The sequence below is a fragment of the Lentzea alba genome, assembly GCF_047445655.1.
Classification (GTDB): Bacteria; Actinomycetota; Actinomycetes; order Mycobacteriales; family Pseudonocardiaceae; genus Lentzea; species Lentzea alba_A.
On sequence record NZ_JAJAEG010000005.1, the window covers coordinates 72,658 to 95,502 of the forward strand.

Annotated in this window: 28 protein-coding genes; 12 read left to right on the forward strand and 16 right to left on the reverse strand. The window is 68.3% G+C overall.

The window, feature by feature from the left end:
- Nucleotides 1-3 precede the first annotated feature (3 nt).
- The 5 genes from LFM09_RS10040 (at nucleotide 4) to nhaA (ending at nucleotide 4,525) form a co-directional block, all read left to right on the forward strand.
- Complete coding sequence (locus tag LFM09_RS10040) at nucleotides 4-1,131, forward strand: PucR family transcriptional regulator (protein ID WP_414096058.1); 1,128 nt, start codon at nucleotides 4-6, stop codon at nucleotides 1,129-1,131.
- A gap of 133 nt (nucleotides 1,132-1,264) precedes the next feature.
- Complete coding sequence (locus LFM09_RS10045) at nucleotides 1,265-1,696, forward strand: NfeD family protein (RefSeq protein WP_414096059.1); 432 nt, start codon at nucleotides 1,265-1,267, stop codon at nucleotides 1,694-1,696.
- Between the two features lie 3 nt (nucleotides 1,697-1,699).
- On the forward strand, nucleotides 1,700-2,734 hold the full coding sequence (locus LFM09_RS10050) for an SPFH domain-containing protein (RefSeq protein ID WP_414096060.1): 1,035 nt from the start codon (nucleotides 1,700-1,702) through the stop codon (nucleotides 2,732-2,734).
- 43 nt (nucleotides 2,735-2,777) lie between these two features.
- Nucleotides 2,778-3,083 (forward strand): DUF3040 domain-containing protein, encoded by a 306-nt coding sequence (locus tag LFM09_RS10055; RefSeq protein WP_414096061.1) that lies wholly within the window; start codon nucleotides 2,778-2,780, stop codon nucleotides 3,081-3,083.
- Nucleotides 3,084-3,220: 137 nt separating this feature from the next.
- Entirely contained in the window at nucleotides 3,221-4,525 is a 1,305-nt protein-coding gene (gene nhaA / locus LFM09_RS10060; protein ID WP_414096062.1) for a Na+/H+ antiporter NhaA, read from the forward strand.
- A gap of 28 nt (nucleotides 4,526-4,553) precedes the next feature.
- Here the strand turns inward: nhaA and LFM09_RS10065 are convergent, their stop codons facing one another.
- The 3 genes from LFM09_RS10065 to LFM09_RS10075 are packed head-to-tail and all read right to left on the reverse strand — an operon-like array spanning nucleotide 4,554 to nucleotide 6,815.
- Nucleotides 4,554-5,378 (reverse strand): hypothetical protein, encoded by an 825-nt coding sequence (locus tag LFM09_RS10065; protein ID WP_414096063.1) that lies wholly within the window; start codon nucleotides 5,376-5,378, stop codon nucleotides 4,554-4,556.
- Nucleotides 5,368-5,616, reverse strand: coding sequence for a hypothetical protein (locus LFM09_RS10070; RefSeq protein ID WP_414096064.1), 249 nt, complete (start codon nucleotides 5,614-5,616; stop codon nucleotides 5,368-5,370). Before LFM09_RS10070 ends, LFM09_RS10065 begins: the two co-directional genes overlap by 11 nt.
- A complete protein-coding gene (locus tag LFM09_RS10075) occupies nucleotides 5,616-6,815 on the reverse strand; it encodes a cation:proton antiporter (protein ID WP_414096066.1) in 1,200 nt (399 codons plus the stop codon). The genes LFM09_RS10070 and LFM09_RS10075 overlap by 1 nt, the downstream gene beginning before the upstream one ends.
- Nucleotides 6,816-6,975: 160 nt before the next feature.
- Here LFM09_RS10075 and LFM09_RS10080 point away from each other — a divergent pair, with 160 nt between their 5' ends.
- A complete protein-coding gene (locus LFM09_RS10080) occupies nucleotides 6,976-7,584 on the forward strand; it encodes a TetR/AcrR family transcriptional regulator (RefSeq protein ID WP_414096067.1) in 609 nt (202 codons plus the stop codon).
- On the forward strand, nucleotides 7,581-8,831 hold the full coding sequence (locus tag LFM09_RS10085) for a glycosyltransferase (protein WP_414096068.1): 1,251 nt from the start codon (nucleotides 7,581-7,583) through the stop codon (nucleotides 8,829-8,831). The genes LFM09_RS10080 and LFM09_RS10085 overlap by 4 nt, the downstream gene beginning before the upstream one ends.
- A 60-nt stretch (nucleotides 8,832-8,891) precedes the next feature.
- Here LFM09_RS10085 and LFM09_RS10090 read toward each other — a convergent pair whose 3' ends face one another.
- The 6 genes from LFM09_RS10090 to LFM09_RS10115 all read right to left on the reverse strand — a co-directional run bounded on the left by LFM09_RS10090 (nucleotide 8,892) and on the right by LFM09_RS10115 (nucleotide 13,474).
- Nucleotides 8,892-9,671, reverse strand: coding sequence for an ABC transporter permease (locus tag LFM09_RS10090; RefSeq protein ID WP_414096069.1), 780 nt, complete (start codon nucleotides 9,669-9,671; stop codon nucleotides 8,892-8,894).
- Nucleotides 9,668-10,576, reverse strand: a complete 909-nt coding sequence (locus tag LFM09_RS10095) for an ABC transporter ATP-binding protein (protein ID WP_414096070.1) — start codon at nucleotides 10,574-10,576, stop codon at nucleotides 9,668-9,670. The genes LFM09_RS10090 and LFM09_RS10095 overlap by 4 nt, the downstream gene beginning before the upstream one ends.
- Nucleotides 10,573-11,430, reverse strand: a complete 858-nt coding sequence (locus LFM09_RS10100; protein WP_414096071.1) for an SAM-dependent methyltransferase — start codon at nucleotides 11,428-11,430, stop codon at nucleotides 10,573-10,575. The genes LFM09_RS10095 and LFM09_RS10100 overlap by 4 nt, the downstream gene beginning before the upstream one ends.
- Nucleotides 11,431-11,542: 112 nt before the next feature.
- The gene (locus LFM09_RS10105; RefSeq protein WP_414096072.1) at nucleotides 11,543-12,163 is read right to left on the reverse strand and encodes an NAD-binding protein; all 621 of its coding nucleotides are present in this window, start codon (nucleotides 12,161-12,163) and stop codon (nucleotides 11,543-11,545) included.
- 227 nt (nucleotides 12,164-12,390) lie between these two features.
- Entirely contained in the window at nucleotides 12,391-13,185 is a 795-nt protein-coding gene (locus LFM09_RS10110) for a DUF4142 domain-containing protein (RefSeq protein ID WP_414096073.1), read from the reverse strand.
- A gap of 97 nt (nucleotides 13,186-13,282) precedes the next feature.
- Nucleotides 13,283-13,474: a hypothetical protein gene (locus LFM09_RS10115; protein WP_414096074.1), complete on the reverse strand. Its 192-nt coding sequence runs from the start codon at nucleotides 13,472-13,474 to the stop codon at nucleotides 13,283-13,285.
- Between the two features lie 262 nt (nucleotides 13,475-13,736).
- On the opposite strand from LFM09_RS10115, the gene LFM09_RS10120 reads away from it, so the two are divergent.
- From LFM09_RS10120 to LFM09_RS10135, 4 genes are all read left to right on the forward strand, one after another.
- Nucleotides 13,737-14,420 carry a response regulator gene (locus LFM09_RS10120; protein ID WP_414096075.1) on the forward strand — a complete coding sequence of 228 codons (684 nt, stop codon included), beginning with the start codon at nucleotides 13,737-13,739 and terminating at the stop codon, nucleotides 14,418-14,420.
- The gene (locus LFM09_RS10125; RefSeq protein ID WP_414096076.1) at nucleotides 14,417-15,790 is read left to right on the forward strand and encodes a sensor histidine kinase; all 1,374 of its coding nucleotides are present in this window, start codon (nucleotides 14,417-14,419) and stop codon (nucleotides 15,788-15,790) included. Before LFM09_RS10120 ends, LFM09_RS10125 begins: the two co-directional genes overlap by 4 nt.
- A gap of 236 nt (nucleotides 15,791-16,026) precedes the next feature.
- Nucleotides 16,027-16,488: an SRPBCC family protein gene (locus LFM09_RS10130; RefSeq protein WP_414096077.1), complete on the forward strand. Its 462-nt coding sequence runs from the start codon at nucleotides 16,027-16,029 to the stop codon at nucleotides 16,486-16,488.
- Nucleotides 16,489-16,520: 32 nt separating this feature from the next.
- On the forward strand, nucleotides 16,521-17,003 hold the full coding sequence (locus LFM09_RS10135) for a MarR family winged helix-turn-helix transcriptional regulator (RefSeq protein WP_414096078.1): 483 nt from the start codon (nucleotides 16,521-16,523) through the stop codon (nucleotides 17,001-17,003).
- Here LFM09_RS10135 and LFM09_RS10140 read toward each other — a convergent pair whose 3' ends face one another.
- The 3 genes from LFM09_RS10140 to LFM09_RS10150 form a co-directional block, all read right to left on the reverse strand.
- The gene (locus LFM09_RS10140) at nucleotides 17,004-17,129 is read right to left on the reverse strand and encodes a hypothetical protein (protein WP_414096079.1); all 126 of its coding nucleotides are present in this window, start codon (nucleotides 17,127-17,129) and stop codon (nucleotides 17,004-17,006) included.
- Nucleotides 17,104-17,367: a hypothetical protein gene (locus tag LFM09_RS10145; RefSeq protein ID WP_414096080.1), complete on the reverse strand. Its 264-nt coding sequence runs from the start codon at nucleotides 17,365-17,367 to the stop codon at nucleotides 17,104-17,106. The genes LFM09_RS10140 and LFM09_RS10145 overlap by 26 nt, the downstream gene beginning before the upstream one ends.
- Before the next feature lie 197 nt (nucleotides 17,368-17,564).
- On the reverse strand, nucleotides 17,565-17,939 hold the full coding sequence (locus LFM09_RS10150) for a MerR family transcriptional regulator (protein WP_414096081.1): 375 nt from the start codon (nucleotides 17,937-17,939) through the stop codon (nucleotides 17,565-17,567).
- A gap of 111 nt (nucleotides 17,940-18,050) precedes the next feature.
- Here LFM09_RS10150 and LFM09_RS10155 point away from each other — a divergent pair, with 111 nt between their 5' ends.
- On the forward strand, nucleotides 18,051-19,076 hold the full coding sequence (locus tag LFM09_RS10155) for a glycoside hydrolase family 5 protein (RefSeq protein WP_414096082.1): 1,026 nt from the start codon (nucleotides 18,051-18,053) through the stop codon (nucleotides 19,074-19,076).
- Here LFM09_RS10155 and LFM09_RS10160 read toward each other — a convergent pair.
- From LFM09_RS10160 to LFM09_RS10175, 4 genes are all read right to left on the reverse strand, one after another.
- The gene (locus LFM09_RS10160; RefSeq protein WP_414096083.1) at nucleotides 19,030-20,022 is read right to left on the reverse strand and encodes an acyltransferase family protein; all 993 of its coding nucleotides are present in this window, start codon (nucleotides 20,020-20,022) and stop codon (nucleotides 19,030-19,032) included. The genes LFM09_RS10155 and LFM09_RS10160 overlap by 47 nt on opposite strands.
- Nucleotides 20,019-20,972, reverse strand: a complete 954-nt coding sequence (locus LFM09_RS10165; protein ID WP_414096084.1) for a D-alanine--D-alanine ligase family protein — start codon at nucleotides 20,970-20,972, stop codon at nucleotides 20,019-20,021. Before LFM09_RS10165 ends, LFM09_RS10160 begins: the two co-directional genes overlap by 4 nt.
- Nucleotides 20,973-21,058: 86 nt before the next feature.
- Nucleotides 21,059-22,186: an alanine racemase gene (gene alr / locus LFM09_RS10170; RefSeq protein ID WP_414096085.1), complete on the reverse strand. Its 1,128-nt coding sequence runs from the start codon at nucleotides 22,184-22,186 to the stop codon at nucleotides 21,059-21,061.
- Nucleotides 22,171-22,788, reverse strand: coding sequence for a M15 family metallopeptidase (locus LFM09_RS10175; RefSeq protein WP_414096086.1), 618 nt, complete (start codon nucleotides 22,786-22,788; stop codon nucleotides 22,171-22,173). Before LFM09_RS10175 ends, alr begins: the two co-directional genes overlap by 16 nt.
- Nucleotides 22,789-22,845: the final 57 nt, after the last annotated feature.

A 22,845-nucleotide genomic window follows, 5' to 3' on the forward strand; every position in this document is an offset into this window, starting at 1 on the left:
GCGTTGCCACGCAGGCGATCTGCCAAGCAGGCCCCGAACGACCTCCCCGCGGACGTGCCGGCGTTCGTCCAGGCGCTCCGCGAGATCAGTCTCGCGGGACGGGCCCTGTCGGCCAAAGAACGCCACGATCTGCACAACATCGGTGCCGACGCGGCGGAACGCGGTGTCCCGCTCCGTGAGCTGATCAAGGGACATCTCGCCGAGATGTGGCGATCATGGGCGACCTTGCCCGGCGTGGACGCCGCCGCGAACACCGACGCACTGAAACGAACCGGCGAAGCGGTGTTCCGGGCGGCCGAGGACGCGGTCGGTGAGCTGACCAAGGGGTATGAGGAAACCCAGCGCTGGACCGTGCGCAGGGATGAGTCGCTGCGTCGCGAGTTCCTCGACGACCTGCTCACCGGACGCGATGTCGGCCAGCTGGCGGAACGCGCCGAGCGGTACGGGCTGCAGCTCGCCGGCACGAACGTCGTCGCGGCGGCGTCCGCCTCCCGGCCGTTCCTCGAATCGAGCACGGCGACGTCGAGCGTCCAGGCCGCGATGAGTCTGCGGTTCAGCTCCCGCCACGTGCTCGTCGCCGCGCGCGACGGCCTCCTGGTGTGCGTGGTGCCGCACGACCTCATGGGCGCACCCGAGGAGTTCGCCCGTCAGGTCAGCGAGGTCGCGGGACGGAACTCCGGGTGGCGGGTTGGTCTCGGCCAGCCGCACTCCGGTCCCGGCGGCGCGGTCCGTTCCTTCGAACAGGCCCGCAACGCCCTCGACATCGCCGAACGCCTCGCGCTGACCGACAGGTTCGTCAAGGCCGCAGATCTCCTTGTCTACCAAGTACTTCTACGTGACAGCGCGGCACTCGGCGAACTCGTCACAGCCGTGCTCGAGCCGCTGCGAGCGGCACGCGGAGGAGCCGAGCACCTGGTCGACACGCTGGAGGCCTACTTCGCTTCCGGACGAGTCACGACCGCCACCGCGCAGACCCTCGGCATCGGCGTGCGCACAGTCACCTACCGCCTCAACCGGGTCCGCGAGCTGACCGGCTACCGCGCCGACGATCCCGCCCAGGCGTTCACACTCCAGGTGGCCGTGCTCGGAGCGCGTCTGCTCGGCCGGCCCCAGCCCGGACTCGCACCGTGATTGCCGGGCACCGGCAGACAACCGCGGTCCAACTGGCCGGGCGCACGCCTGTCCACCGGGCTGAATCGGATCGACCATGGAGGGGAGACGTCATGCGTTCGAGGCGTACCTCCACCCCAGGGAGGGTCGCACCATGGAACTTTGGCTCATCTGGCTGATCGTCGGTCTGGTGCTGGCCATCGCCGAGATCTTCACGCTCACCGCCGCACTGGGCATCCTCGGCGCCGCAGCGATCATCACGGCGGGGACGGCGGCGATCGGCCTTCCGCTTCCCGGACAGCTCGTGGTGTTCAGCGTCGTGTCCGCCGCGGGTGTGGTGCTCGTCCGGCCCTGGGCGCGGCGATTGATGCTGCAACCACGGCTCGAACGGTTCGGCGTCGACGCGTTGATCGGCGCTTCGGCCTACGTGCTGCACGAGGTGAACGACCACGAGGGAATGGTGCGCATCCGCGGCGAGGACTGGACTGCTCGCCCGTACGACGGGTCCCTCGTCATCCCCGCCGGAAGCACGGTCGACGTCCTGCACATCGACGGCAGCACCGCCGTCGTCTACCCACGGGAGTGAGCCATGTCCACACTGCTCGTCGCCGGACTCGTGCTCGCGATCTTCGCGGCGTTCACCGTCCTGCGCGCCGTGCGCATCGTGCCGCAAGCCCGCGCGCGCAACGTCGAACGCCTCGGCAGGTACCAGCGCACCCTCACGCCCGGTCTCAACTTCGTCATCCCCTACATCGACCGCGTCTATCCAGCGATCGACCTGCGCGAGCAGGTGGTCTCGTTCCAGCCGCAGCCGGTGATCACCGAGGACAACCTGGTGGTGCAGATCGACACGGTGCTGTACTTCCAGGTCACCGATCCTCGTTCCGCCGCTTACGAGATCGCCAGCTTCCTGCAGGCGGTCGAACAGCTCACCGTCACCACCCTGCGCAACGTCGTGGGATCCATGGATCTCGAGAAGACCCTCACCTCGCGGGACACGATCAACAACCAGTTGCGCGGGGTCCTCGACGACGCGACGGGCAAGTGGGGCCTGCGGGTCAACCGCGTGGAGATCAAGGCCATCGACCCGCCGCAGAGCATCAAGGAGGCGATGGAGAAGCAGATGCGGGCCGAGCGCGACAAGCGGGCCGCGATCCTGACCGCCGAAGGACAGCGGCAGTCGCAGATCCTCACGGCCGAGGGCGACAAGCAGGCAGCTGTGCTGCGTGCCGAAGGACACCGGGCCGCCACCATCCTCGAGGCGGAGGGCCAGTCCCGCGCGATCGACCAGGTGTTCCAGGCCGTGCACCGCAACGATCCCGACCCGAAACTCCTCGCCTACCAATACCTGCAGATGCTGCCCCAGCTCGCACAGGGACCCGGCAACACGTTCTGGGTGATTCCGAGTGAGGTCACGACCGCGCTGCACGACGTCTCGAAGGCGTTCTCCGAGGCGCTGCCGCGATCGGCCGCAGCCCAGACCGACAACGCCGTCGAGGCTGCTGCCGCGCAGGCCGAGAAAGACGTCGCCCAGGCGAGCGAAGCAGCCGCCGAAGCCGTCTCGGACGCCGCGGACGCCGCCAAGCCGGTGACCGCACTGCGCCCGGAACTGGCGGGTCGCTGACAGGACGCGGACAGTCGGTGGCGAGTTCGGGAGGTGCGTGACAATGGGATTGCCAGAGGACGAGCAGCGCGAGCTGGACGCCATCGAGCAACGTCTCGCCGAGGACGATCCCAAGTTCGCCGCCAAACTCGTCAAGACGCCGCCACCCCATCACAGGTTGCGGCCGGGCGTGCTGAGACTGATCGGTCTGCTGCTGATCTACGTGGTCGGGCTGGTGCTGGTCATCACGGGTGTGTCGCTGTCGTCGATCGTGCTGATCGCACTCGGCGCGGCCGTGACCGCGTTCAGCCCGGTGGCCATCGTCGTCCAGACCTGGCGAACCCGCGAAAAAGACGAGCCATCGGACTGATCCGCGCTCCGGCCAAGATCACATCAACGGCGCCGGGTGCCTGATCGTGGGGTACGGTCGGGCTGTTGCCGTGACGAGCGGCATGGTGTGCCGGGAAGTCTGGTCGGCGATGCGGCCGACGACACCCGGAGTGACCTGTGGAACCCGTGAAGACCCGGCTGTTCAGCCGCGCGTCCTGGCCCGAGGCCAAGCGCATCGCCGACCTGCTCCGCCTGGAAACCGTCGGCGGCGTCATCATGCTGGTCGCGGCGGTGGTGGGCCTGGTCTGGGCGAACTCACCGTGGGCGTCGATCTACGAGACCCTGCGCACTGTGGAGGTCGGCCCCGAGTCGCTGCACCTGAGGCTCAGTCTCGCCGAGTGGGCGTCGGACGGCCTTCTGGTGATCTTCTTCTTCGTTGCGGGCTTGGAGCTCAAACGCGAGTTCGTCGCCGGTGACCTCCGCGATCCTCGTCGTGCCGCCGTCCCGATCGCGGCGGCGTTCGGCGGAGTCCTCGTGCCGGCCCTGATCTACACCGCGGTCAACCTCGGCGGCGGCCCCGCGCTCGCCGGCTGGGCCATCCCCACCGCCACCGACATCGCCTTCGCGCTCGCGGTGCTCGCGGTGATCGGCAGGTGTCTCCCCTCAGCGCTGCGGACGTTCCTGCTGACCCTCGCCGTCGTGGACGACCTGATCGCCATCGTGATCATCGCCCTGTTCTACACCGACGACTTGTCGTTGCCGCCGTTGCTGCTGATGTTCGTTCCGCTGGCGTTGTTCACAGTGCTCGTGCAGCGACGAGTCCGGTCGTGGTGGTTGCTCATTCCCCTTGCGGTGGCGACGTGGGCGTTGATGCACGCCTCCGGGGTGCACGCGACCGTGGCGGGCGTGTTGCTCGGGTTCGCCGTGCCGGTGATCCGCAAGTCCGGCGAGGGCCCCGGTCTGGCCGAGTGTTTCCAGCACCGGTGGCAGCCTCTGTCCACGGGTGTCGCTGTGCCGATCTTCGCCTTCTTCGCCGCCGGAGTCTCGATCGGAGGTCTGAGCGGGTTCGTCATGTCGCTCACGGACAGCGTGACTCTCGGCATCGTGCTCGGTCTGTTGCTGGGCAAGCCGATCGGCATCACCGCGGCCACGTACCTCGTCGCGCGGTTCACCAAGGCTGATCTGGACGACGACCTGTCGTGGATCGACGTGGTCGGTCTGTCGATCCTCGCCGGCATCGGGTTCACCGTCTCACTTCTGGTCAGCGAGCTGTCGTTCGGCGAGGGCAGTGCGGACTACGGCAACGCCAAGGTGGCCGTGTTGCTGGGCTCCGTGCTGTCCGCGCTGATCGCGACGGTGATTCTGCGGGTGCGCAACAGGGTGTACCGCCGGATCTACGAAGAAGAGACCCGCGATGCGGACAACGACGGCATCCCGGACGTGCACCAGGGCGACGTCATCGGCGCCGACGAACGCGGCTGACCGCCCGCACAGGTCGGTCACGGCAGCGCTAGAGGTTTTCCTGTAGCCACAAGGCTTGGCGACGGCGGATGAGGTCGGCGACGAGATCCGCGTCGTGAACGGGGATCAGCCACTGGTCGTGGGTGGACGTCAGCAGGATCGCCGGTCCGGCCTGCGCGTACAACGTGATCCCTCCGGACAGGACGATCCACGGCCTCAGTTCGGGAACGACGGGCAGAGTCACCGGCATGACCTGCAGAAGTTCCCGGAACGACACCGACACGTCGGTCCGGGGACCACCACTGCGGCCCACGTGCAGGCTCACCGTCCACTCGACACGGTCACGCTCGACGACGATCTGTGCCGACACGAGTTCGGGTCCGGTGGCCGCGGCGCGCACGGCGACCGTCAGCCGCAGGTCGGCCGATCCCAGCTCGGCCACAAGAGGAGTCAGAAGAACCCGGCCGGCTCGGTGAGCCGACAGACAAGTCGCGACCGCGACCAACCAGCAGAGCAAGAACAGGACGGCCGGTCCGGTCAGCCCGTCAGGGGCGCTGCTCGTGGCGATGTCGTAGGCAGGAATCGCGACGGACAGCAGCTGCACCCCCACCACGAGGAACCCCGCGGGCAGCCACATCCGAGGATCAAGAGGGGCCTGGCGCCGCAGCCACTGCCGCAACGCCACTGCTGAGATCACAACGGGTACCAGCGGAATCGCAGCCGGCCAGATGCCTCCGTCGCCGGCCACTACGACGATCACCGTGCACAGCGCCAACTGCAGCGCCGGGAAGACAACGGAGAACATCGTGATGTGCCGCTGACTGCGCGACCAGCGGTCGCGGAGCACCGATTCTGCGGCCTCGTCAAGGCTCATGGCGATCTCGCTGCTCGGTGTCCTCAGGTGGCTTGACGAACCACAGCCAGAGCAAGCTGACGCCGGTCACCGCCAGTCCGAGCGAGTCCGTCCAGTGGCCGGCGAACTCGCCGTCGAACCACACCAGCGCCCACCCCAGGACCGCAGGCAGCTGGACGTACCAGTAGCGGCGCGGGATGGCGCAGAAGGACAGCATCACGAGCGCCGCCCAGACCAGCGTCAGGTTCAGCGAATCCATCACGGCTGGTTCCGCTCAGGCTGCCCCGTGGGCAGTCCGTCCGGTGGTTCGATGCTCAACGCCTTCGCCACGGGAACATCGGTCGAGGAGTGCAGCACGATCGACAACGCGATCGTGATCGCCACGAGGTCGAACACGTGCTCACCGGTCGGTATACCGGCTTGCAGCACCAGAAGCCCGTAGACGACCGACGCGAATCCCTTCGGCCCGAACCACGCGGCGACCGAGCGCTCGCGTGCGGGCAACGGAGTGCGCAACAGCGACAGCATCATCGCCGCAGGGCGCACGAGCAGGATCGCGATGATCGCGACAGCCCAGTCCCCCACGCTCAGGTGTGAGATGCGCTCCGGCGTGATCAGGGCGCCGAAGACGAGCAGCGCGGCGAACTTCGTGATCTCGGACAACAGGTCACCGAAGTGCTCGAAGTGTTCCGCCGCAACGCGATCGAGAGTCGCGATCGTCGATCCCGCGGCGAACGCGGCGAGGTAGGGGTTGGCGTGCGTGAGGTGGCAGGCCGCGTACAGCATCACCGCGATCGCCAGCGGTCCCAGCGCCTGCAGACGCGGTTCCGCGGTGAAGACGCGCAACCGCCATGCCAGCACCACGACAGCAGGGATGACGATGCCCAGCGCAAGCCCTGCTGCCAGTTCGATCCCGATCGTGGCGAAGTCGGTGTCCCTGTTCGCCGCCGTGGCCAGGAAGATCAGCACGAACGGCAACGCGAGACCGTCGTTGAGCCCGGACTCGACGTTGAGCAGCCGCCGCAGCCGCGCGGGAACGTCGGTGCGGCCCACGATGGCGGAGGCGAAGACGGGATCTGTCGGCGAGAGGATCGCGCCGATCAGAAACGAGGTGGTCCAGTCGAGGCCCGTCAGAAAGTGCGTCGGCACGGCGATGCCGACCATGGTCAGCGGCATTGCCAGGCCCAACGCCCGTCCGGACAGCCGCCAGCCCTGCTTCAGGTCCGGCAGACCGGCTCGCTGGCCGTCGGTGAAGAGAACGGTGAACAGCGCGAGATCTGCCAGAACGGTCACGAACGCGCTGTTGGACGGGATGTCGACGAGCCCGAGACCGCCTTGGCCGATCAGGGCACCGGCTACCAGGAACATCAACGCCGTCGACAGGATCGTGCGGGCGGCGAGACCCGACAGCGAGACGCTGATCAGCAGGACCACACCGAATGCAAGAACCAGCGCCATCAACGAACCCCGTCCACGTCGGCCCGGCCCACCACGAGATCCGTGATGAGCGTTGCCGACCAGACTTCCCGGCGCTCCGCGCGCAAAGATGCCGTAAAGGCCCTCTCAAAGCAAACCGGCAGGCCTCGACAGAGCTGAACGTCTGTTCAATACTTTGAACATGCGTTCAGCAACTGATCTCACGGCGAGGGCTCGCATCCGCGACGCGGCACTCGCCCGGTTCGGCACCGACGGCATCGCCGGAACCTCGGTCCGCGCCGTGGCCGCGGATGCCGGGGTCTCGCCGGCGCTCGTCGTGCACCACTTCGGTTCCAAGGAAGGACTCCGGCAGGCTTGCGACGACTACGTCCTCGACTCGATCCGCAGCGGCGGCGAGGCCGCCACCGAGGCCTTGGGCGAGATCTTGCAGGCGGCGACACCGGTCCGGCGTTACCTGGCGAGGGCGTTGCTCGATGACACGCCCGCGGCCAGTGCCCTGTTCGCCGAGATCGTCGAGCGCACCGAGGCGTGGCTCGCGATCGGCGAAGAGGAAGGCTGGGTGCGCGCTACAGCGGACGCCAGGGCGCGAGCGGTCACCTACGTGTCGTGGTTGCTGGCGCCACTAGTGCTTGGCAGCCAGGTGGGTCGCTTGCTGGGCGGTGACCCTGCCGAGACCGCGACCGCGGTGCGCGGAGCCCGTGCCGGCCTGGAGATGTTGACCCATGGCCTGTTCGCCGACGATCGCTGGCTGACGGCGTTCACCGACATCCATGAGAGGACAAGGTCGTGAAGGCGTTGCTGGTCGCGCACGGCACACGCGGAGACGTGCAGCCGTTGCTGGCGTTGGCGGTGGCACTCAAGAAGGCAGGTCACGAGGTGCTGCTGGCCGCTCCGGAATCGTTCGCCGCCAGTGTCCTGACGCAGGACGTCGAGTTCGCGCCACTGGACAACGGCCCCAACAGGTTGTTCGAAGATCCACTGCTGGCGGACGTGATCGAGGGCGGGTATCGCGGCGTCCGCGGCAAGATCACCGCCCTGTCGACCATCAGGCGCATCAAGCCGTTGATGGCCGACGTGCTGCGCGATGTCGGCGCGGTCGCGCGCACCAGCGGCGCGGATGTCGTGGTGCACACGCCGAGCGTCCCCGCACAGCACGCGGCGGAGATGCTCGGCGTGCCCGCGGTCCTCGCCGCGCTGCAACCCGGCTGGGTGCCGACGTCGGAGTTCCCGTGCCCGATGGTGCCGCTGCCCCGGCTGCCCCGGTTCCTCAACCGGGCCACCTACCTGACGGTGTCCGCGACCATGCGCGCCTACTCCGGCATCGTCAACGCGTGGCGCACCAACGACCTCGGCCTGCCACTCGGTCAGGGCCCACGTCGGGCCGTCGTTCTGCAGGCGTTCAGTTCCCTGGTCACGCCGGTTGATCCCGCGTGGCCGGATTCGGTGCACACCACCGGTTTCTGGTACCTGCCGCGTGAAGCGAGCTGGTCGCCGGACCCGGCCTTGCAGGCTTTTCTGGACGCTGGGCCGGCACCTGTCCACATCGGGTTCGGCAGCATGGCGGGACGAGACGCGCAGCGCACCGGTGACATCGTCGCTGAGGCAGCGCGGGCAGCCGGAGTGCGCGCGATCGTCGCGACCGGGTGGGGCGGACTCGCTGCGCGCTCGTCGGACGATCTCCTGGTGGTCGACCAGGTGCCGCACGACTGGCTGTTCGGCCAGGTGCGCGCTGTCGTGCACCACGGTGGCGGAGGCACGACCGCAGCGGCGCTCGCCGCGGGTGTGCCGCAGGTCGTGTGCCCGTTCGTCGCGGACCAACCGCACTGGGCTCAGCGGATGCATGCGGTTGGTGTCGCACCAGAACCCGTTCCGTACAAAAAGCTCGCCGTCGACACGCTGACCGAAGCGATCACCCAGGCCGTAGGTGACCCGGCGCTGCGACAGCGCGCAGGAGAGGTCAGCGAGCAGATACGAGCCGAGGACGGCGTCGGCGCCGCCGTGCACGAGCTGGAGAGGATCCACAATGGACGAGGCTGACCACCTCGCGCGGCGGTGGCGGATCGACCGCTTCGGCTGACTCCGCGAACTCCATCAAGATCAGCGGTCCTGATCGGCGTGGCGCCACCACAGTGCGGTCGCCGCCACCCCTGCCGCGCCGACGAGAACCACCAGCAGCACGCCGAGCGGACCGGGCACCGTCTGGTCCGGTCCCGCCAGGCCGCTCAACAACGCCGGCACCGACCACGGGAAGTACTGCCCATAACCGAGCGCGGCAACGACCTGCGCGCAGAAGATCGCGGCCATCAGCACCCCGACGCCGGGCAGGAAGCCGCGCCCGGCGCTGGCCGCGAAGGCGATCGGCGTGGTGAGCAGGACGGTCATCGCCGCAGTCGCCGCGACCGTCGCCATTCCCGATGCCACCAGCCCCGCAGACCACCCTGGTAGCGAGAGCGCCGTGCCGATCACCAGTCCGAGCACGACGAGCTGCACCGTCAGAGCCAGGCACCACGCGCCCGCCACGACGAACTTCGCCAGCACGATCGTGGTTCGCGCGGTGGGCAACGCCAGCAGGTCCTTCACGGTGTTCTGGCTGAACTCGCGCCCGAACAACCACACCGAGACCAGGCCGAAGATGAGCATGCCGCCGACGGCGGTGATCTGGGCCAGGAACGCCAGGTACGTGGGCCAGTCGGCGTCGCGACCGACCAGCGAGGCCTTGGTCCCGATCAGCCCGAGCGATCGCGCACGCTCCTGGTCCTGCAGGATGAACATGAACAGGCCACCCACTGCCGCGGCCACGGTGAACGCGAGCGCGGTCACCCACGGCACGCGGGATCGACGGGCCTTGAGCATCTCGGTCGCCACCGCGTTGATCATGACTCCACCACCCGCAGGAAGAACGTCTCGAGGTCGTCCTGCTCGACGACGAGCCGGGTCGGCGGACAACCCGCGGCGACCAGCACGGTCGCGACCGCGTCGGGTTCCGCGATCGCACGGTCATCGCGCAGGGCGATGTCGTGCGTCTCCGTCCTGATTGGACTGAAACCTGCTCGGGACAACGCGCGTTCGGCCGCCGCCTGGTCACGGGCCGACACGCTCAGGCGCGGGCGCAGGTGGGTGGCGAGGTCGCCGGCGTCGAGTTCGCGGACGAGCTGCCCGCCGTGGATGACGCCGATGCGCGTCGCCAGCCGCGCGACCTCGCTGAGGATGTGGCTCGACAGCACCACGCTCACGCCGTGCTCGCGGCTCAGCTCGTGCAGCAGGTCGCGGATCTCGGCCACACCGGCCGGATCCAGGCCGTTCGCGGGCTCGTCGAGGATAAGCAGCTCCGGCTTGTGCAGCAACGCTTTGGCCAGTCCGAGCCGTTGTGCGTTGCCCAGCGACAACGTCCCCGCCCGCCGGCCCGCGTACGCGGTCAACAGCAACCGCTCGATGACCTCGTCCACGTGATGCCCACCTGTCAGGCCACGCAGACGGGCGGCGACCGCGAGGTTCTCCCTCACGGTGAGCTCCGGGTATGCGGCGGGCGTTTCCACCAGGTAGCCGACCCGCGACCACGGGGCGTGGGCGCCGGGTCGCACCTGCGTGCCCAGCACCTCGACGGTGCCACTGCTGGGACGCACCATGCCGAGCAGCATGCGGATCGTCGTGGTCTTGCCCGCGCCGTTGAGGCCGAGCAGCGCGTAGATCTCGCCCGCGGTGATGCGGAGGGACAGGTCGTCCACCGCCGTGACGTTCGGGTAGCGCTTGGTCAGACCACGCGCGTGGATCACCGGGGTCATCGGTCAACGACCTTGACGCACCGCACGGTGCGTTCGAGCTCCGAGACCGGTAGCGAGCGACCCGACGGTGCGAGGTAGCGCTCGGTGAACTCCCCCGGCCCCAGCTGTTCGAACTCGACCCACCCGTACGGCGCGACGAACCCGGCCACCTCCTCGGGAAGCAGTCCGAACTTCCACACACGGCGCTTCACCACGAACTCGCGGTAGGCTTCCTCGCCACCGAACAGCGCGGTGCCGTCGAGGAAGTCCTTGCGCACGAACGTGAACACCAGCTCACTACCCGCAGGCGCCTGGGCGAGGAAGCCGAACGTCGCACGCACCGCCTCTTCGGTCAGGTACTGGGTGACCGCCTCCCAGACGAAGAACGTCCGCAGTTCGGCGTGGTAGCCGTGTTCGGCGAGCACGTCATCGATGCGCCGGCTTTCGAAGTCGACCGGAACGAGGCGGAGGTTCGGTGGCACCTCGCCGAAGATCGCGCGCAACCGGGCACGTTTGCTCTCGATGTTGGACGGCAGGTCGACCTCGAACAGCTGCTTGTCGCGGAGCCGGCAGCCGCGTGTGTCGAAACCGGCGCCGAGGACGACCACTGCCTCCGCATCTGTGACCGCGAGACGGTCGTCGACGTACCGCTTGCGGCACAGCATGCCGGCCCACAGCCCGGGGATCTTCTTCTCCGTCGCCGCGATGAGTGCGTTGCGCACCGGGCGCCAGCGTGCCGCCGCTGCGGCCAGACGTCCGGGGAGGGGCAGAACGCGCGCTGCCAAGTCGTCTTGAACGACCGGATGGGCGTCGTACTGGTCGGCTGCGACGATGACCATCGGGCCGATTGCCGTGCCCGCTACCGCGGTGTCCATGGAAGCTCCTGCACGTAGGCGTCGTTGAAGACGCCGACCAGGCTTCCCGGCACACCTGAGAGCACTGTACAGCCATGTCGCCACCGACATCGGTGAACCAGATCGACAGAACTCAGTCGCCGACCGGCACGCTGCTCAACACCAGCAACCTGTCGTCGCCACGCAGCGCAGCCACCGCGGGATCCTCCGCCCAGACGCGCCGGCCGTCCCGCACCACGGCCAGCACCTGGTGCCCGCACGTCAGCGGGGCACACCCGATCTCGTCGCTTCTCACCGCCCGTTCCGCCACCACCCATGCCAGGTCGGGCACCTCGACGTGCTCGAACGCCGAGCCTGCCGCGGTGAGCGTCCACTCGTCGGCCTGGTCCGCCGTGAGCACGTGATCGGCCCCGAGGAACTCGATGAGATCGCGCAGCTCCGTTCGGCGCACGACTGTGATGACGACTGCGGTCTCGTTCAGGGAACGCACCACAGAGGTGATGCGAAGTGCCATGGCGTCGTCGGTCACCGCGACGACCACGTGGTCCGCGACGTGTGCCGCCGCAGCCCAGAGGACGCGCAGGCTCCAGCCAGAGCCCGCCACGACGTTCACTCCGTCGAGCACTGCCTGCTCCACCCGCTCAGGATCCGCGTCGATGACCGTGAAGTCCGTCGCACGCCCGTCCCCGCAGAGCGCCGCGAGCAGAGCTCGGCCGCGGGTGCTGTAGCCGATGAGCACGGTGTGCGAGCCCAATCCCAGCTCCTCGTCATGACCGCTGTCGGCGCATTCACGCCGCGGTCACAGGAGCGGTCTGGCCCGCAACCGCGCCAGGCGGGTGCCGGCCGCCGATCCGCCGGCCGGCACCCGGTATCCCCGGAGTGGTTTGGTGCGGACACTCGCCCCGACCGGTTGCGTGTCCGCGTCGACAGTGTGCAGGAAACCCGCACTGTGCAACCTTGCGAGGTCCTTTCGAAGTGATCTCATTGTCGTGACGACCGAGAACGTGTCGGACGGCCGACCGTCCACAGGTAGATCCCACCGATGACGGCTGCGACCACCACGAGTCCGAGCAGGGCGTCGGTGCCGCCGCTTTCGTTCTCCTGCGCGACGTTCTGCGTCCTGGGCACGTTCGGAGCGAACTGCGGCACGGTGGTGACGGCGGTGGGTTTGGCCGCTGGTGCCGCGATCGCGGCCAGTGGGATCGCCTCGGTGTCGTTGAAGTCGACCATTCCGGTGGCCTCGAGCACCTGGATGTGGTCGAGCACGACCTCCATGCAGCGCTTGGCGAAATCACGGATCAAGGTGTTGCGCGTACCGGTGCGCACGACCGCGAGGAATTTGTAGACGCCGCCGTGTGCAGCGCGCAGCCGGTTGGCGAAGATGCGGTCGAACTCGACGCTTCCGGCCGGGGCGTTGGTCATCTCGGCGATCCAGCCGCGCTGGTCGGCGCTGGCTTCGGTGGGCAGCGGGACGTTCAACGTGCGGCCCAGTTCGAGGACTTTGGCGTCCAGCTCGTCGTGTCCGGCGATCAGATGCCGTCCGGCTTCCCGAACCTTCGGGTTCGACGACTTCTCCAGACCGAGTCGCCCCGCCGGTCCCTCCCACAGCCCGGCGAGCCGCACCTTCACGAGCATGTCCCGGCCCGCGGGTCCCATCGGGCCGAACTGGGTCGGCGTGTAGTCCGGGCCGAAGTCCGGCTGCGCGAACGCGGAGGGCATGGCGAGCGAGCAAAGAACCGCGACCGCCGTCATCACCTGTGTGAGACGTGTGAGCACCGGATCTCCCTTCGCGAACAACGGCGAACGTGTGCTCTGACACGAAGGGATACGGACGATTCAGGCGATCGCGATTATTGCACTATGCACATGTTATCTACTCGTTACCCGCGCAGACCGTGCAGTAGTGCGGACCGAGCGCCCGATCCGAACCGGTCCAGCCCGCGAGGTTCGCTTGCAGCCACAGAAGATCCCAGGCGATCGGGCCGGTGCTGCTGGTCCGGCGTGACCGTCCGCAGCCGTCGCACACGAGGATGGTTCCCGTGCTGCCTTCGTGCGTGGTCGGCATGCCTGTCACGACTGGTGCGGGCCTTTCGTTGTGGGTGCGGCAGGTGCCGGCCGCGCAGTGCGACCACCGACACCGGCCTTCCCCGGAAACGCTGGCGCGGGCACGCGCCCGCGACGGGCGTACACCCGCCGCGACAGGATGCCTGAAACATGCACTGTGCAACCTTACGAACTCCTTCCGATGGCGCGCGGTTCGCATCGAATGCAGCGACTATGACAACGTGATAGAAGCAGCACTTGAAACCAACGAGGAAAAGCGGGACATGGATTTCTCCGTGCTGCTCGTGGATGACGACGAGCGGATCCGTCAGGCGCTCGGTCTCGCTCTCGCGGACGAGGGCTTCGCCGTGGACGAGGCGGTGTCCGGCGAGGATGCGTTGCGGCGATTGGAGAACGACACCTACGACGTCGTCCTCCTCGATCTCATGCTGCCCGGTGTGGACGGTCTGCAGGTCTGCAGGACGCTGCGAGCCCAGGGAGACCTGCCGATCATCATCGTGACGGCGCGAACCGACACCCCCGACGTCATCGCGGGTCTGGAGGCAGGTGCCGATGACTACGTGACCAAACCGTTGGTCGCCAGTGAGCTCGCCGCCCGCATCAGAGCCCTGTTGCGGCGCCGCGGGGGTGCGAAGCAGAACATCTCGCATCGCATCGAGGACCTGGAGATCTGGCCGGACGAGGGCGTCGTCCAGCGCGGCGGTGAGGAGATCCGGCTGACCCGCACCGAGTTCCGGCTGCTCGCCGAGCTGGCCGCGTCGGGAGGGCGGATCGTGACCAGGGAACAGCTGCTGCAACGGGTCTGGGGTTATGACTACTACGGTGACACCCGTCTGCTCGACGTGCACATCCGCAGGCTCCGCACCAAGATCGAGCACAACGCCGACAACCCGGTGTTCGTGCTGACCGTGCGCGGCTCCGGCTACAAGATCGGGCCACCGCGGTGAGAGTGTCGTTGAGCCGCACCTCGTTGCGCTGGCGCGTCGCCGCCGCACTCGGCATCGGCTCGCTGCTCGTCACCAGCCTGATCGCACTCGGCACGTGGAATCTCGCATCGGACTACATGCTGCGGCAACGCGTGCAGGCAACGACACGACAGGCCGAGGTCAACCTCCGGCTGGTGGAGGAGGCCGTGCGCACGGATTCGGACGGACTGACAGAACTGCTGACCGGTCTGACCACGAATCCGGACTCCACGATCATGCTGTTCCGCGCGGACGAGGTGGTGACCAGCGGCCGTCAGGTCGACCCCGGCGTCGTGCCGGCCGACCTGCTCGCGATGGCCCGTGACGGCCACCCGGCCAGGCAGCGCCTGCGTGCCGACGGCATCCCGGTGATCGCCGTGGCCCAAGCCCTCGCCGACGGGCGGGGCGTCTACGTCGAGCTGTTCCAGCTGGTCCAGCTCGATCGCACGTTCCGGTTCCTGAGCGGCCTGCTGATCGCCGGAGCGGTGCTGAGCGGCCTGATCGGCACAGCCCTCGGGGCGTGGGCCAGCAGGCGTGCGTTGCGGCCGTTGACCGCGCTCACCACTGCGGCATCCCGCATCGCGGGTGGTGACCTCAAGGCGCGGTTGCCCGACCAGGCCGATCCCGACCTCGCGCCGCTCGCGCGCACTTTCAACTCCACCGCCGACGCCCTGGAGCAGCGCGTGCTGCGTGACGCGCGATTCGCGGGCGATGTCAGCCATGAGCTGCGTTCCCCGCTGACGACCATGGTGAACGCCGCCGCCGTACTGCGCCGCCGGCAAGCCGAACTACCCGGCACCGCCGGCAAGGCACTCGGTCTGCTCACGTCCGAAGTGGACAGGTTCGCGCGCATGGTGATCGACCTGATGGAGATCAGCCGGTCCGACCAGGACGGCGATCTGGAGGAACTCGAACCACTCGACGTCGGCGGCCTCGTGCGCGGTGCGGCAGGGCTCCGGCTCGGCGAGGACGTGGAGATCGTCATCGGATCACCACCGCCCGTTGTGCTCGGTGACCGGCGCAGGCTCGACCGGGTGATCGCCAACCTGATCGAGAACGCCGAACGCCATGCCGGAGGAGCCATCCGGCTCGGAGTGCTGCACCACAACGGGAACGTCAGGCTGGAGGTCGACGACGCGGGACCAGGTGTCCCACCTGACATGCGTGCTCAGGTGTTCGAACGCTTCACCCGCGGCACCAGGGCGGGCAGTCGCGGCGCAGACACCGGCAGCGGTCTCGGCCTGGCGCTCGTCGCCGAGCACGTGCGCCGCCACCACGGCCGGGTCTGGGTGGAGGACCGCCCTGGTGGCGGAGCCCGGTTCGTGGTGGAGATTCCAGAGGCCGTCACGTGAAAGCTGTCCTCATCACAGCGTTGTGCTTGTCCCTCACCGCGTGCGGGGTGTCCACACAGGATGAACCAGAGCCGCTGGGCCCACCGACCACGAACGGCGAGGCCCCGACTCCCGTCGTGACGCAACGCCGTCATCCGACACCCGCGAGCAGCACCACACCCGCCACACCGACCGCGACGACTCCACTGCCTTCGTCGAGCGATCGTTAGCCACTCGTCAGGTTCATCGCCGCGCGAATGTGGACAGGATGGGACAAATCCGCCGAGAGGACCGCCGTCTTGACCCGAAGCCGCTCCATGCCCGCCGACGCGGAGGCCGTCTTCGACATCGTCTCCGATCTCGAGAACATGACCACCTGGCTGCCCGGTTCCGTTGAGATAGAGCTGTCCAGCCCCAATCGCATCCGCGTGTGGTTGCCGGGCCGCCACGCCGAGTTCGGCTTGGAGCGCCGAGTCTGGATCGACTGGGACCGGCTCCGCGTCAAGTGGGGCAGCGAGTCCACCACAGCTTGCTCGGGCACGCTCCAGGTGCTCCGCCTCGCCGACGATCGCAGCGCGGTGACCGTCCAGCTGATCGGCCCTCCAGGTGCGTCCGCGATCCACGTGAACACCTGGGTGGAGTCGGCGCTCGACGCACTCGAAACGGTCATTGCGACCGAATGCGGCATCACGCAGCAGGTATCCCGAACTGCGGGGTGATCAACCCGGGGCAACTGCGGTAGAACTGTGGCATGTCCCGGCCCAAGGTCGACGCGAGCGACGTCGACACGCTCACCGACGCGGTGCTCACCGCGTCGCGTCTGCTGGTCGCCGTCTCCGCGCGGTCACTCGCCGCGGTAGAGGAGACGATCACGCTGCCGCAGTTCCGGATGCTCGTCATCCTGGACAGCAGAGGCGCGATGAAGCTCACCGCGCTCGCCGAACTGCTGGACGTCAACCCCTCGACCGCGACGCGCATGGTCGACCGTCTCGTGGCCACCGAGATGGTGGCGCGGCAGACCAACCCGGCAGCGCGCCGCGAGGTCGTGGTGGAACTCACCGCTGAAGGTCGCCGCGTCGTGCGAGGCGTGACACGACGCCGGCGGACGGCGATCGGCCGGATCGTCGCGAAGATGCCCGAGCACGAACGACGCGGGCTCGTCGACGCCCTCACCGCCTTCACCGAGGCCGGTGGCGAGCCCGCGGTGGCCGCAGCCGACCTCGGCTGGATCTGATCAGCCGAGCCACTCGCCGCCGGCGATCACCACCGCCAGTGAAGTCAGCGCGATCACCGCTCCCACCACGACTTGGTTGACCTGCACCACGGCGCTGGCGTCATCGTGGAACGACAACGCGATCACGACCAACGCTCCTGCCAGCACGACCGTAGCCGCCCGCAGCCATGGCACGTCGAGCCGTGCCACGGCACGGATCAGCCCAGTTGATGTTCCAGTCGTCGGCTCCGGTGTCGTTGTAGTAGTCGACGCCGTAGTAGTTGCCGACCAACGGGTTTCCGGTCTGGCCCGGCATCACGTGCCGCTTGGCCTGCCACAGGTTCGACTCCTGCCCCAGCACGCCCAGCAGGACCTGGACGGGCACGCGGTGGTTCGCGTCGCCGCTGATCCAGTCCCGCGGGAACAGGTTCTGCGGCTTGTAGGGGCCGAGGCCGTTGTTCTTCCCAGTTCGCCCCTCCGCTCGACCGCGAGCGTCTTCATGCGCTCTGTCCAGCGAGCGGACGTTCTTAACGGTCGAGGTCAGAGGCCTGAAGAATGAAACGGTGAAGAATCGCCCTCCGTCTACGGCGCGAGCGTCCGCTTGAAGTCAGGGCACTCGACCAACGGCTCATGCGTGCAGGTCGCAGCGTGTTCCAGGCTGTCGCGCATCCGTTGCAGCCGCGCGATGTCCTCGTCCAGGACCTTGGCCTTCTCGGCCATCTTGGCCCGCAGAACGGTGTCGTCGGGCGTGGCCACCAGGAACCGGCTGATCTCCGCGATGGAGAACCCGGCCCGGCGCGCGCAGTTGATCAGCTCCAGCCGGTGCAGCACCTCGGGCTCGTAGGTGCGGCGCAGACCGTTGCGGCCGCTCGATTCGAGCAGGCCCTTCTTCTCGTAGAACCGCAGAGCCGACGGCGCCAGGCCCGTCCGCTCGGCCACTTCACCGATGTCCAGCACCCGTTCGAGGTTAGCCCTCGATCTTGACGTTCTTCGAACATTTCCCGAACCGCGCCCGTTTCCCGGTCCGGCAACGTACCGCCCCGAACGTTTCCTTGAGAGGGGTAGAGCATGAAACTGAGACGGGTGGTCTTAGGTCTGTCGATCACCGCGGCGCTGCTCACCGGCAGCGTCCCGGCAACGGCGGCCGCACCGGCACGTCTCTCCGTGTCGGGCGCGAACGTCGTGGATCCGGCGGGAAACCCGATCGTGCTGCGGGGGTACAACTGGGGGCACTGGGGCACAGTTCAGCCGAAGGACCCGGGCGACCACGTGGCTGCGGGCGCCAACTCGGTGCGGATCCCGTTGCGCTGGTGGGGTGAGTGGAAGGACAACGTCGACAGTTACGACGACGACCCGGACAACGCCAGCCACATCAAGGACGAACACCTGACGCTGCTCACCAAGACCATCGAGCAGGCGAGCGCCGCCGGCCTGTGGATCACGCTGTTCGTCGACTCGGACTACGGCCAGGGCGCGAACGGGAGTCGTGAGAACTTCTGGACCAAGCCCGAGAAGAGGCAGGAGTTCAAGGAGGTCTGGCAGTTCCTCGTCCGGAAGTTCAAGAACACGCCCTACATGGGCGCGTTCGAGATCCTTCCCGAACCCAAGCCGATCAACCAGACCGACGAGGCGGTGCGGAAGTTCTACGAGGAGATGACTCTCGCGATCCGCGAGATCGACCGACGCACGCCGGTCGTGGTGGGTCCCAACGACAACTACAGCTGCAGCAAGCTGGAGGAGTCCTACACCTCGATCGACCCGAAGATCATCTACACCTGCAACTACTTCATCTTCGAGTACCCGCTCAACCGGATCCAGCGGATCACCGACTTCCGCCGCGACTACAACGTGCCGATGTGGATCAACCAGGTCGGCATCGAAGGCTGCGACACCGACGACGTGGCCTTGGGGAAGGCCAACACGGTGCTGGACGCCTTCAAGACCAACGCCATCGGGTGGGCGTGGTGGACCTACCGCCTCAACGGCACCAACGAGTGCACGCACGGCATCTACCACCTGGACCCGACCACGCCCACCGGCTGGAAGCTCAAGAAGAACTGGCGGAATCTCGTGAACGGCTACCTCGCCGCATAACGGGTTCCTCCACGTAACGCCAGCTCAGCGCCGCCGCCACGATCGTGAGCACCGCCGCGATCGGTCCGGCGGCGGCGCCCAGCTCCGGCCGAAGCCACAACGTCAGCGGGTAGTTCCACAGGTAGGCGCCGTACGACACCACGCCGAGCGCCACCAACGGCCGCAGCGGCGTGGACACCGTCTCCCACTTCGACCAGGTCAGCAGCAGAACGGCCGTGCAGCCCGCGATCGCCGGACCCGCCACGAGGTAGGTCAGCGCATGACCGCGGAGCGGGATCACCGAGAGGACGGCGAGCCCGACCAAAGCGACCGGCACCGCCCAGCGCGGAACGTCCTTGCCCTTGAGCCGCACAGCAGCGCCGATCACGAAACACACGAACCACGACGTCGGCAGCGCGTAGGCGTTGTCCGCGTTCGGCCACAGCCAGACGAGAGTCGCCGTGCAGGCCGCGAGTGCCGCCAGCGCCGTCACGGCCAGCGCGGCGCCGACCTTGTTCCTCGTCCACGCGAACGCCAGCAACGCAGGCCACAGCAGGTAGAACTGCTCCTCTGTCGCGAGCGTCCAGCCGTGGAACGCCGCCGGGCTCACCCCGCTGATCGGCAGGTTGCCCGTGAACGTCAGCAGCACCGCCACCGTGCGGACCAGCTTGTCCCGCTCCCCCAGCGGGTCGAACACCAGCGTGACGATCGCGAAGATCACTGTTAGCGCTATCAACGCCGGCAACAGCCTGCGCGCCCGCCGCAGGTAGAACTTCTTGAAGTCGACCTTGCCCTTGGTGGCGAGCTCCCGCTGGAGCACACCGGTGATCAGGTAGCCGCTGAGGGTGAAGAACACGACGACGCCGACGACACCCGCACCCGGAAACACGTCCGGGAACGCGTGCCGCAGCATCACCAGCAGGATCGCGATGCCGCGCAACACGTCCAGCCCGGCGATCCGCTTCACCTCATCGCTCCCCGCACGAGCTTGTCCAGCAGGTCCGCATAGGACAGACCCGCTGCCGCGAACATCTTGGGCACCTGGGACTCCGCCGTCATGCCCGGCATGGTGTTGACCTCGTTGAGCACCAGTCCGTGCTCCGTCAGGAAGAAGTCGACCCGCGCGAGCCCGCGACACCCCAACGCCTCGTACACCTTCAGCGCCGAGTCCTCCAGCGCCTTGAGCTCGGTGTCGGCCAACGGCGCCGGGATGACGAACTGCGCACTGCCGTCGTACTTCACCGTCGTGTCGAACAGCCCCGCGACCTGGATCTCCAGCGGCGGCCCGGTCCTGCGCCCCTCGTCGGGGTCGTCGAGCACCGCGATGTCGATCTCCCGGCCGTGCAGCACCTCCTCCACCAGCACCCGGTCGTCCAGCTCCAACGCCTGGCGCACAGCGGGTTCGAGGTCTTCCTCGCGTTCCACCAGCTGCACGCCGAAGCTCGACCCCGCCGCCACCGGCTTCACCACGACCGGCCCTGTGAAGTCCACAGTGGACGCGTCGGTCACCAGCCTGCCCTGCGCCGTGCGCACCCCGACGGCCTCCGCGACCAGCTTGGTGGCCCACTTGTCCATCGCGAGCGCACCGGCCCGCAGCGGTGACCCGACGTACGGCACCCCCGCCAGCTCGCACAGGCCGGCCAGCGTGCCGTCCTCGCCCAGCGGGCCGTGGACCAGCGGCAACACCACGTCACACGACGCCAGCACGTCGAGCGCGGCGGCAAGGCTGCCGGACGTCATCGTGTCGAGCACCTGGCCGCTCTGCCCGTGCCACCGGCCGTCACGGCCGATCGTCAGTGAGACGGCCTCGTACTTGGCCGGGTCGAGCGCCTTGCGCACCGAGGCGGCCGACGCCACCGAGACGTCGTGCTCGCAGTTCTGGCCGCCGCCGATCACGGCGACCCTGATGCCCCTCATCGCTCTGCTCCAGTCGTTGCGGTGTTGGTCGGCCTGTCCGCACGCAGGCCTGCACTCGTCGGCATTAATTTCGGTCTACACTGAAGTTATTGAGTCAACCAACGGACGGCTCGCCGCACACGCGCCCCGATCCCGGTGACGATCTCGTGCGGGATGGTCCCCGCCCATTGAGCCCAGTCCTCTGCCGTCGGTTCGCCGGAGTCACCCGGTCCGAACACCACGGCCTCGTCGCCCGGCAGCACCGGGTCGTCCCCCACGTCCACCACGACCTGGTCCATCGAGATCACCCCGACGACCGGCCGCCTGCGCCCCGCAAGCCACACCTCGCCCCGCCCGGAAGCCGCCCGCGGCAGCCCGTCCGCGTACCCGACCGGCAGCAACGCCAGCGTGGTCGCCCGCTCCGTGACGTGCGAATGTCCATAACCGACACCGGTACCGGCGTCGACCCGCCGCACCTGCACCACCGGCGCCGTGAACCGCAACGCGGACTTCAGCTCCGTCGTGCCGGACGGGTCGATCCCCACCAGCCCGGCCCCGATCCGGATCATGTCGAGGTGCGTGGTCGGGTCGGTGAGCGCGGCACTCGTGGCCGCCAGATGCCGCACCGACGGCCGCAGTCCCGCCTGCCGTGCCATCTCCACGCCACGGGAGAACGCGCGCTTGCCCGCCGCGCTGGCGGGATGTCCCGGTGTGTCCGCGCAGGCCAGGTGCCCCATCACCCCGACGACCCGGATCCGGCCGGCCACCTCCGCCCTGCGCGCCGCGGACATGAGGGAGAGCCACGAGTTCGCCGAGGCACCGTCACGGCTCATGCCGGTGTCCAGCTGCAGGTGGACCGGGACCGGCGCGGCCTGATCGATCGCGGCGAGGTGCTCAAGACTCGGTACGCTCACGTCGATCCCGTACCGCACCGCCAGGGACAAATCGGCGTCGACCGGGTTGAGCCAGCTCAGGATCGGAGCGTCCACACCGGACTCGCGCACCGCCACCGCCTCCGCGAGCGAGGTCACGCCGATCCACCTCGCGCCGGCCGCGATCGCCGTCCGTGCGACATCGCCCAGACCGTGCCCGAAGCCGTCCGCCTTCACCACGGCCATGACATCGCCGCGCGCCAGCTCCACGAACCGCCGGGTGTTGGCACTCACCGCGGCCAGGTCGATCTCCAGTGACGGCGCGGCCGAGACCTGGCGGATCGTCGTCACGGGCGCGCCCACGCAGGCACCTCCACCGGTCCGTAGAGGGCGTGGTCGGCGCGGGTGAGCAGCGCCCAGTAGCGGTCGCCGTAGGACCAGTGCCACCACTCGGTCGGGTAGTTGACCAGGCCGGCACCACTCAGCGCCGCGGCCAGCACCGACCGGTTGCGGCGGGCGATCTCGTCCACGGGCGCGGCGAAGAAGCACGCGCCGTCGCTCTGCTCGGGAGTCGCGTCGACCTCGGTGCCCATCCACAGCTCTTCGCCCGACGCGTCGACCAGCGTCAGGTCCACCGCGGCGCCCGCGACGTGCGGGGCAACGGCCAGCGGTGCGACGAAACGGCTCGACAACCGGTCCAGCTCGACGGCGTCCGCGAGGGGGTGCAACTCGCGCAGCTCGTCGGTGTAGCGCTCGATGATCGCGCTCTGGTCGGCGATGCTGCGGTGCCCCTCGATGACCCGCAGGTCCACACCGGACGGCAACGCGGCCCGTGCCTCGACCAGCCGGCCGGCGAGCCCTTCCCGCACGAGCACGTGAGGTGCGAAGTCGAGCGGTACCAGAGGATCTCCGTTGTCGAGCACGCGGACGGCGCGCACGACCGGATCGGCGAGCAGGATGGTCATGTGGCCAACCTAGGAACGAGCGGCTCGGCCGAACTCCTCCTCAAGGTCAACGCCGAA

What these genes read in the sequence shown, in the direction of transcription:
- LFM09_RS10045 (WP_414096059.1), top strand. Translation starts at nt 1,265, where the DNA reads ATGGAACTTTGGCTCATCTGGCTGATCGTCGGTCTGGTGCTGGCCATC.
- LFM09_RS10050 (WP_414096060.1), top strand. Translation starts at nt 1,700, where the DNA reads ATGTCCACACTGCTCGTCGCCGGACTCGTGCTCGCGATCTTCGCGGCG.
- LFM09_RS10055 (WP_414096061.1), top strand. Translation starts at nt 2,778, where the DNA reads ATGGGATTGCCAGAGGACGAGCAGCGCGAGCTGGACGCCATCGAGCAA.
- LFM09_RS10065 (WP_414096063.1), bottom strand. Translation starts at nt 5,378, where the DNA reads ATGAGCCTTGACGAGGCCGCAGAATCGGTGCTCCGCGACCGCTGGTCG.
- LFM09_RS10070 (WP_414096064.1), bottom strand. Translation starts at nt 5,616, where the DNA reads ATGGATTCGCTGAACCTGACGCTGGTCTGGGCGGCGCTCGTGATGCTG.
- LFM09_RS10075 (WP_414096066.1), bottom strand. Translation starts at nt 6,815, where the DNA reads ATGGCGCTGGTTCTTGCATTCGGTGTGGTCCTGCTGATCAGCGTCTCG.
- LFM09_RS10080 (WP_414096067.1), top strand. Translation starts at nt 6,976, where the DNA reads ATGCGTTCAGCAACTGATCTCACGGCGAGGGCTCGCATCCGCGACGCG.
- LFM09_RS10090 (WP_414096069.1), bottom strand. Translation starts at nt 9,671, where the DNA reads ATGATCAACGCGGTGGCGACCGAGATGCTCAAGGCCCGTCGATCCCGC.
- LFM09_RS10095 (WP_414096070.1), bottom strand. Translation starts at nt 10,576, where the DNA reads ATGACCCCGGTGATCCACGCGCGTGGTCTGACCAAGCGCTACCCGAAC.
- LFM09_RS10100 (WP_414096071.1), bottom strand. Translation starts at nt 11,430, where the DNA reads ATGGACACCGCGGTAGCGGGCACGGCAATCGGCCCGATGGTCATCGTC.
- LFM09_RS10115 (WP_414096074.1), bottom strand. Translation starts at nt 13,474, where the DNA reads ATGCCGACCACGCACGAAGGCAGCACGGGAACCATCCTCGTGTGCGAC.
- LFM09_RS10120 (WP_414096075.1), top strand. Translation starts at nt 13,737, where the DNA reads ATGGATTTCTCCGTGCTGCTCGTGGATGACGACGAGCGGATCCGTCAG.
- LFM09_RS10130 (WP_414096077.1), top strand. Translation starts at nt 16,027, where the DNA reads ATGTGGACAGGATGGGACAAATCCGCCGAGAGGACCGCCGTCTTGACC.
- LFM09_RS10135 (WP_414096078.1), top strand. Translation starts at nt 16,521, where the DNA reads ATGTCCCGGCCCAAGGTCGACGCGAGCGACGTCGACACGCTCACCGAC.
- LFM09_RS10155 (WP_414096082.1), top strand. Translation starts at nt 18,051, where the DNA reads ATGAAACTGAGACGGGTGGTCTTAGGTCTGTCGATCACCGCGGCGCTG.
- LFM09_RS10165 (WP_414096084.1), bottom strand. Translation starts at nt 20,972, where the DNA reads ATGAGGGGCATCAGGGTCGCCGTGATCGGCGGCGGCCAGAACTGCGAG.
- LFM09_RS10175 (WP_414096086.1), bottom strand. Translation starts at nt 22,788, where the DNA reads ATGACCATCCTGCTCGCCGATCCGGTCGTGCGCGCCGTCCGCGTGCTC.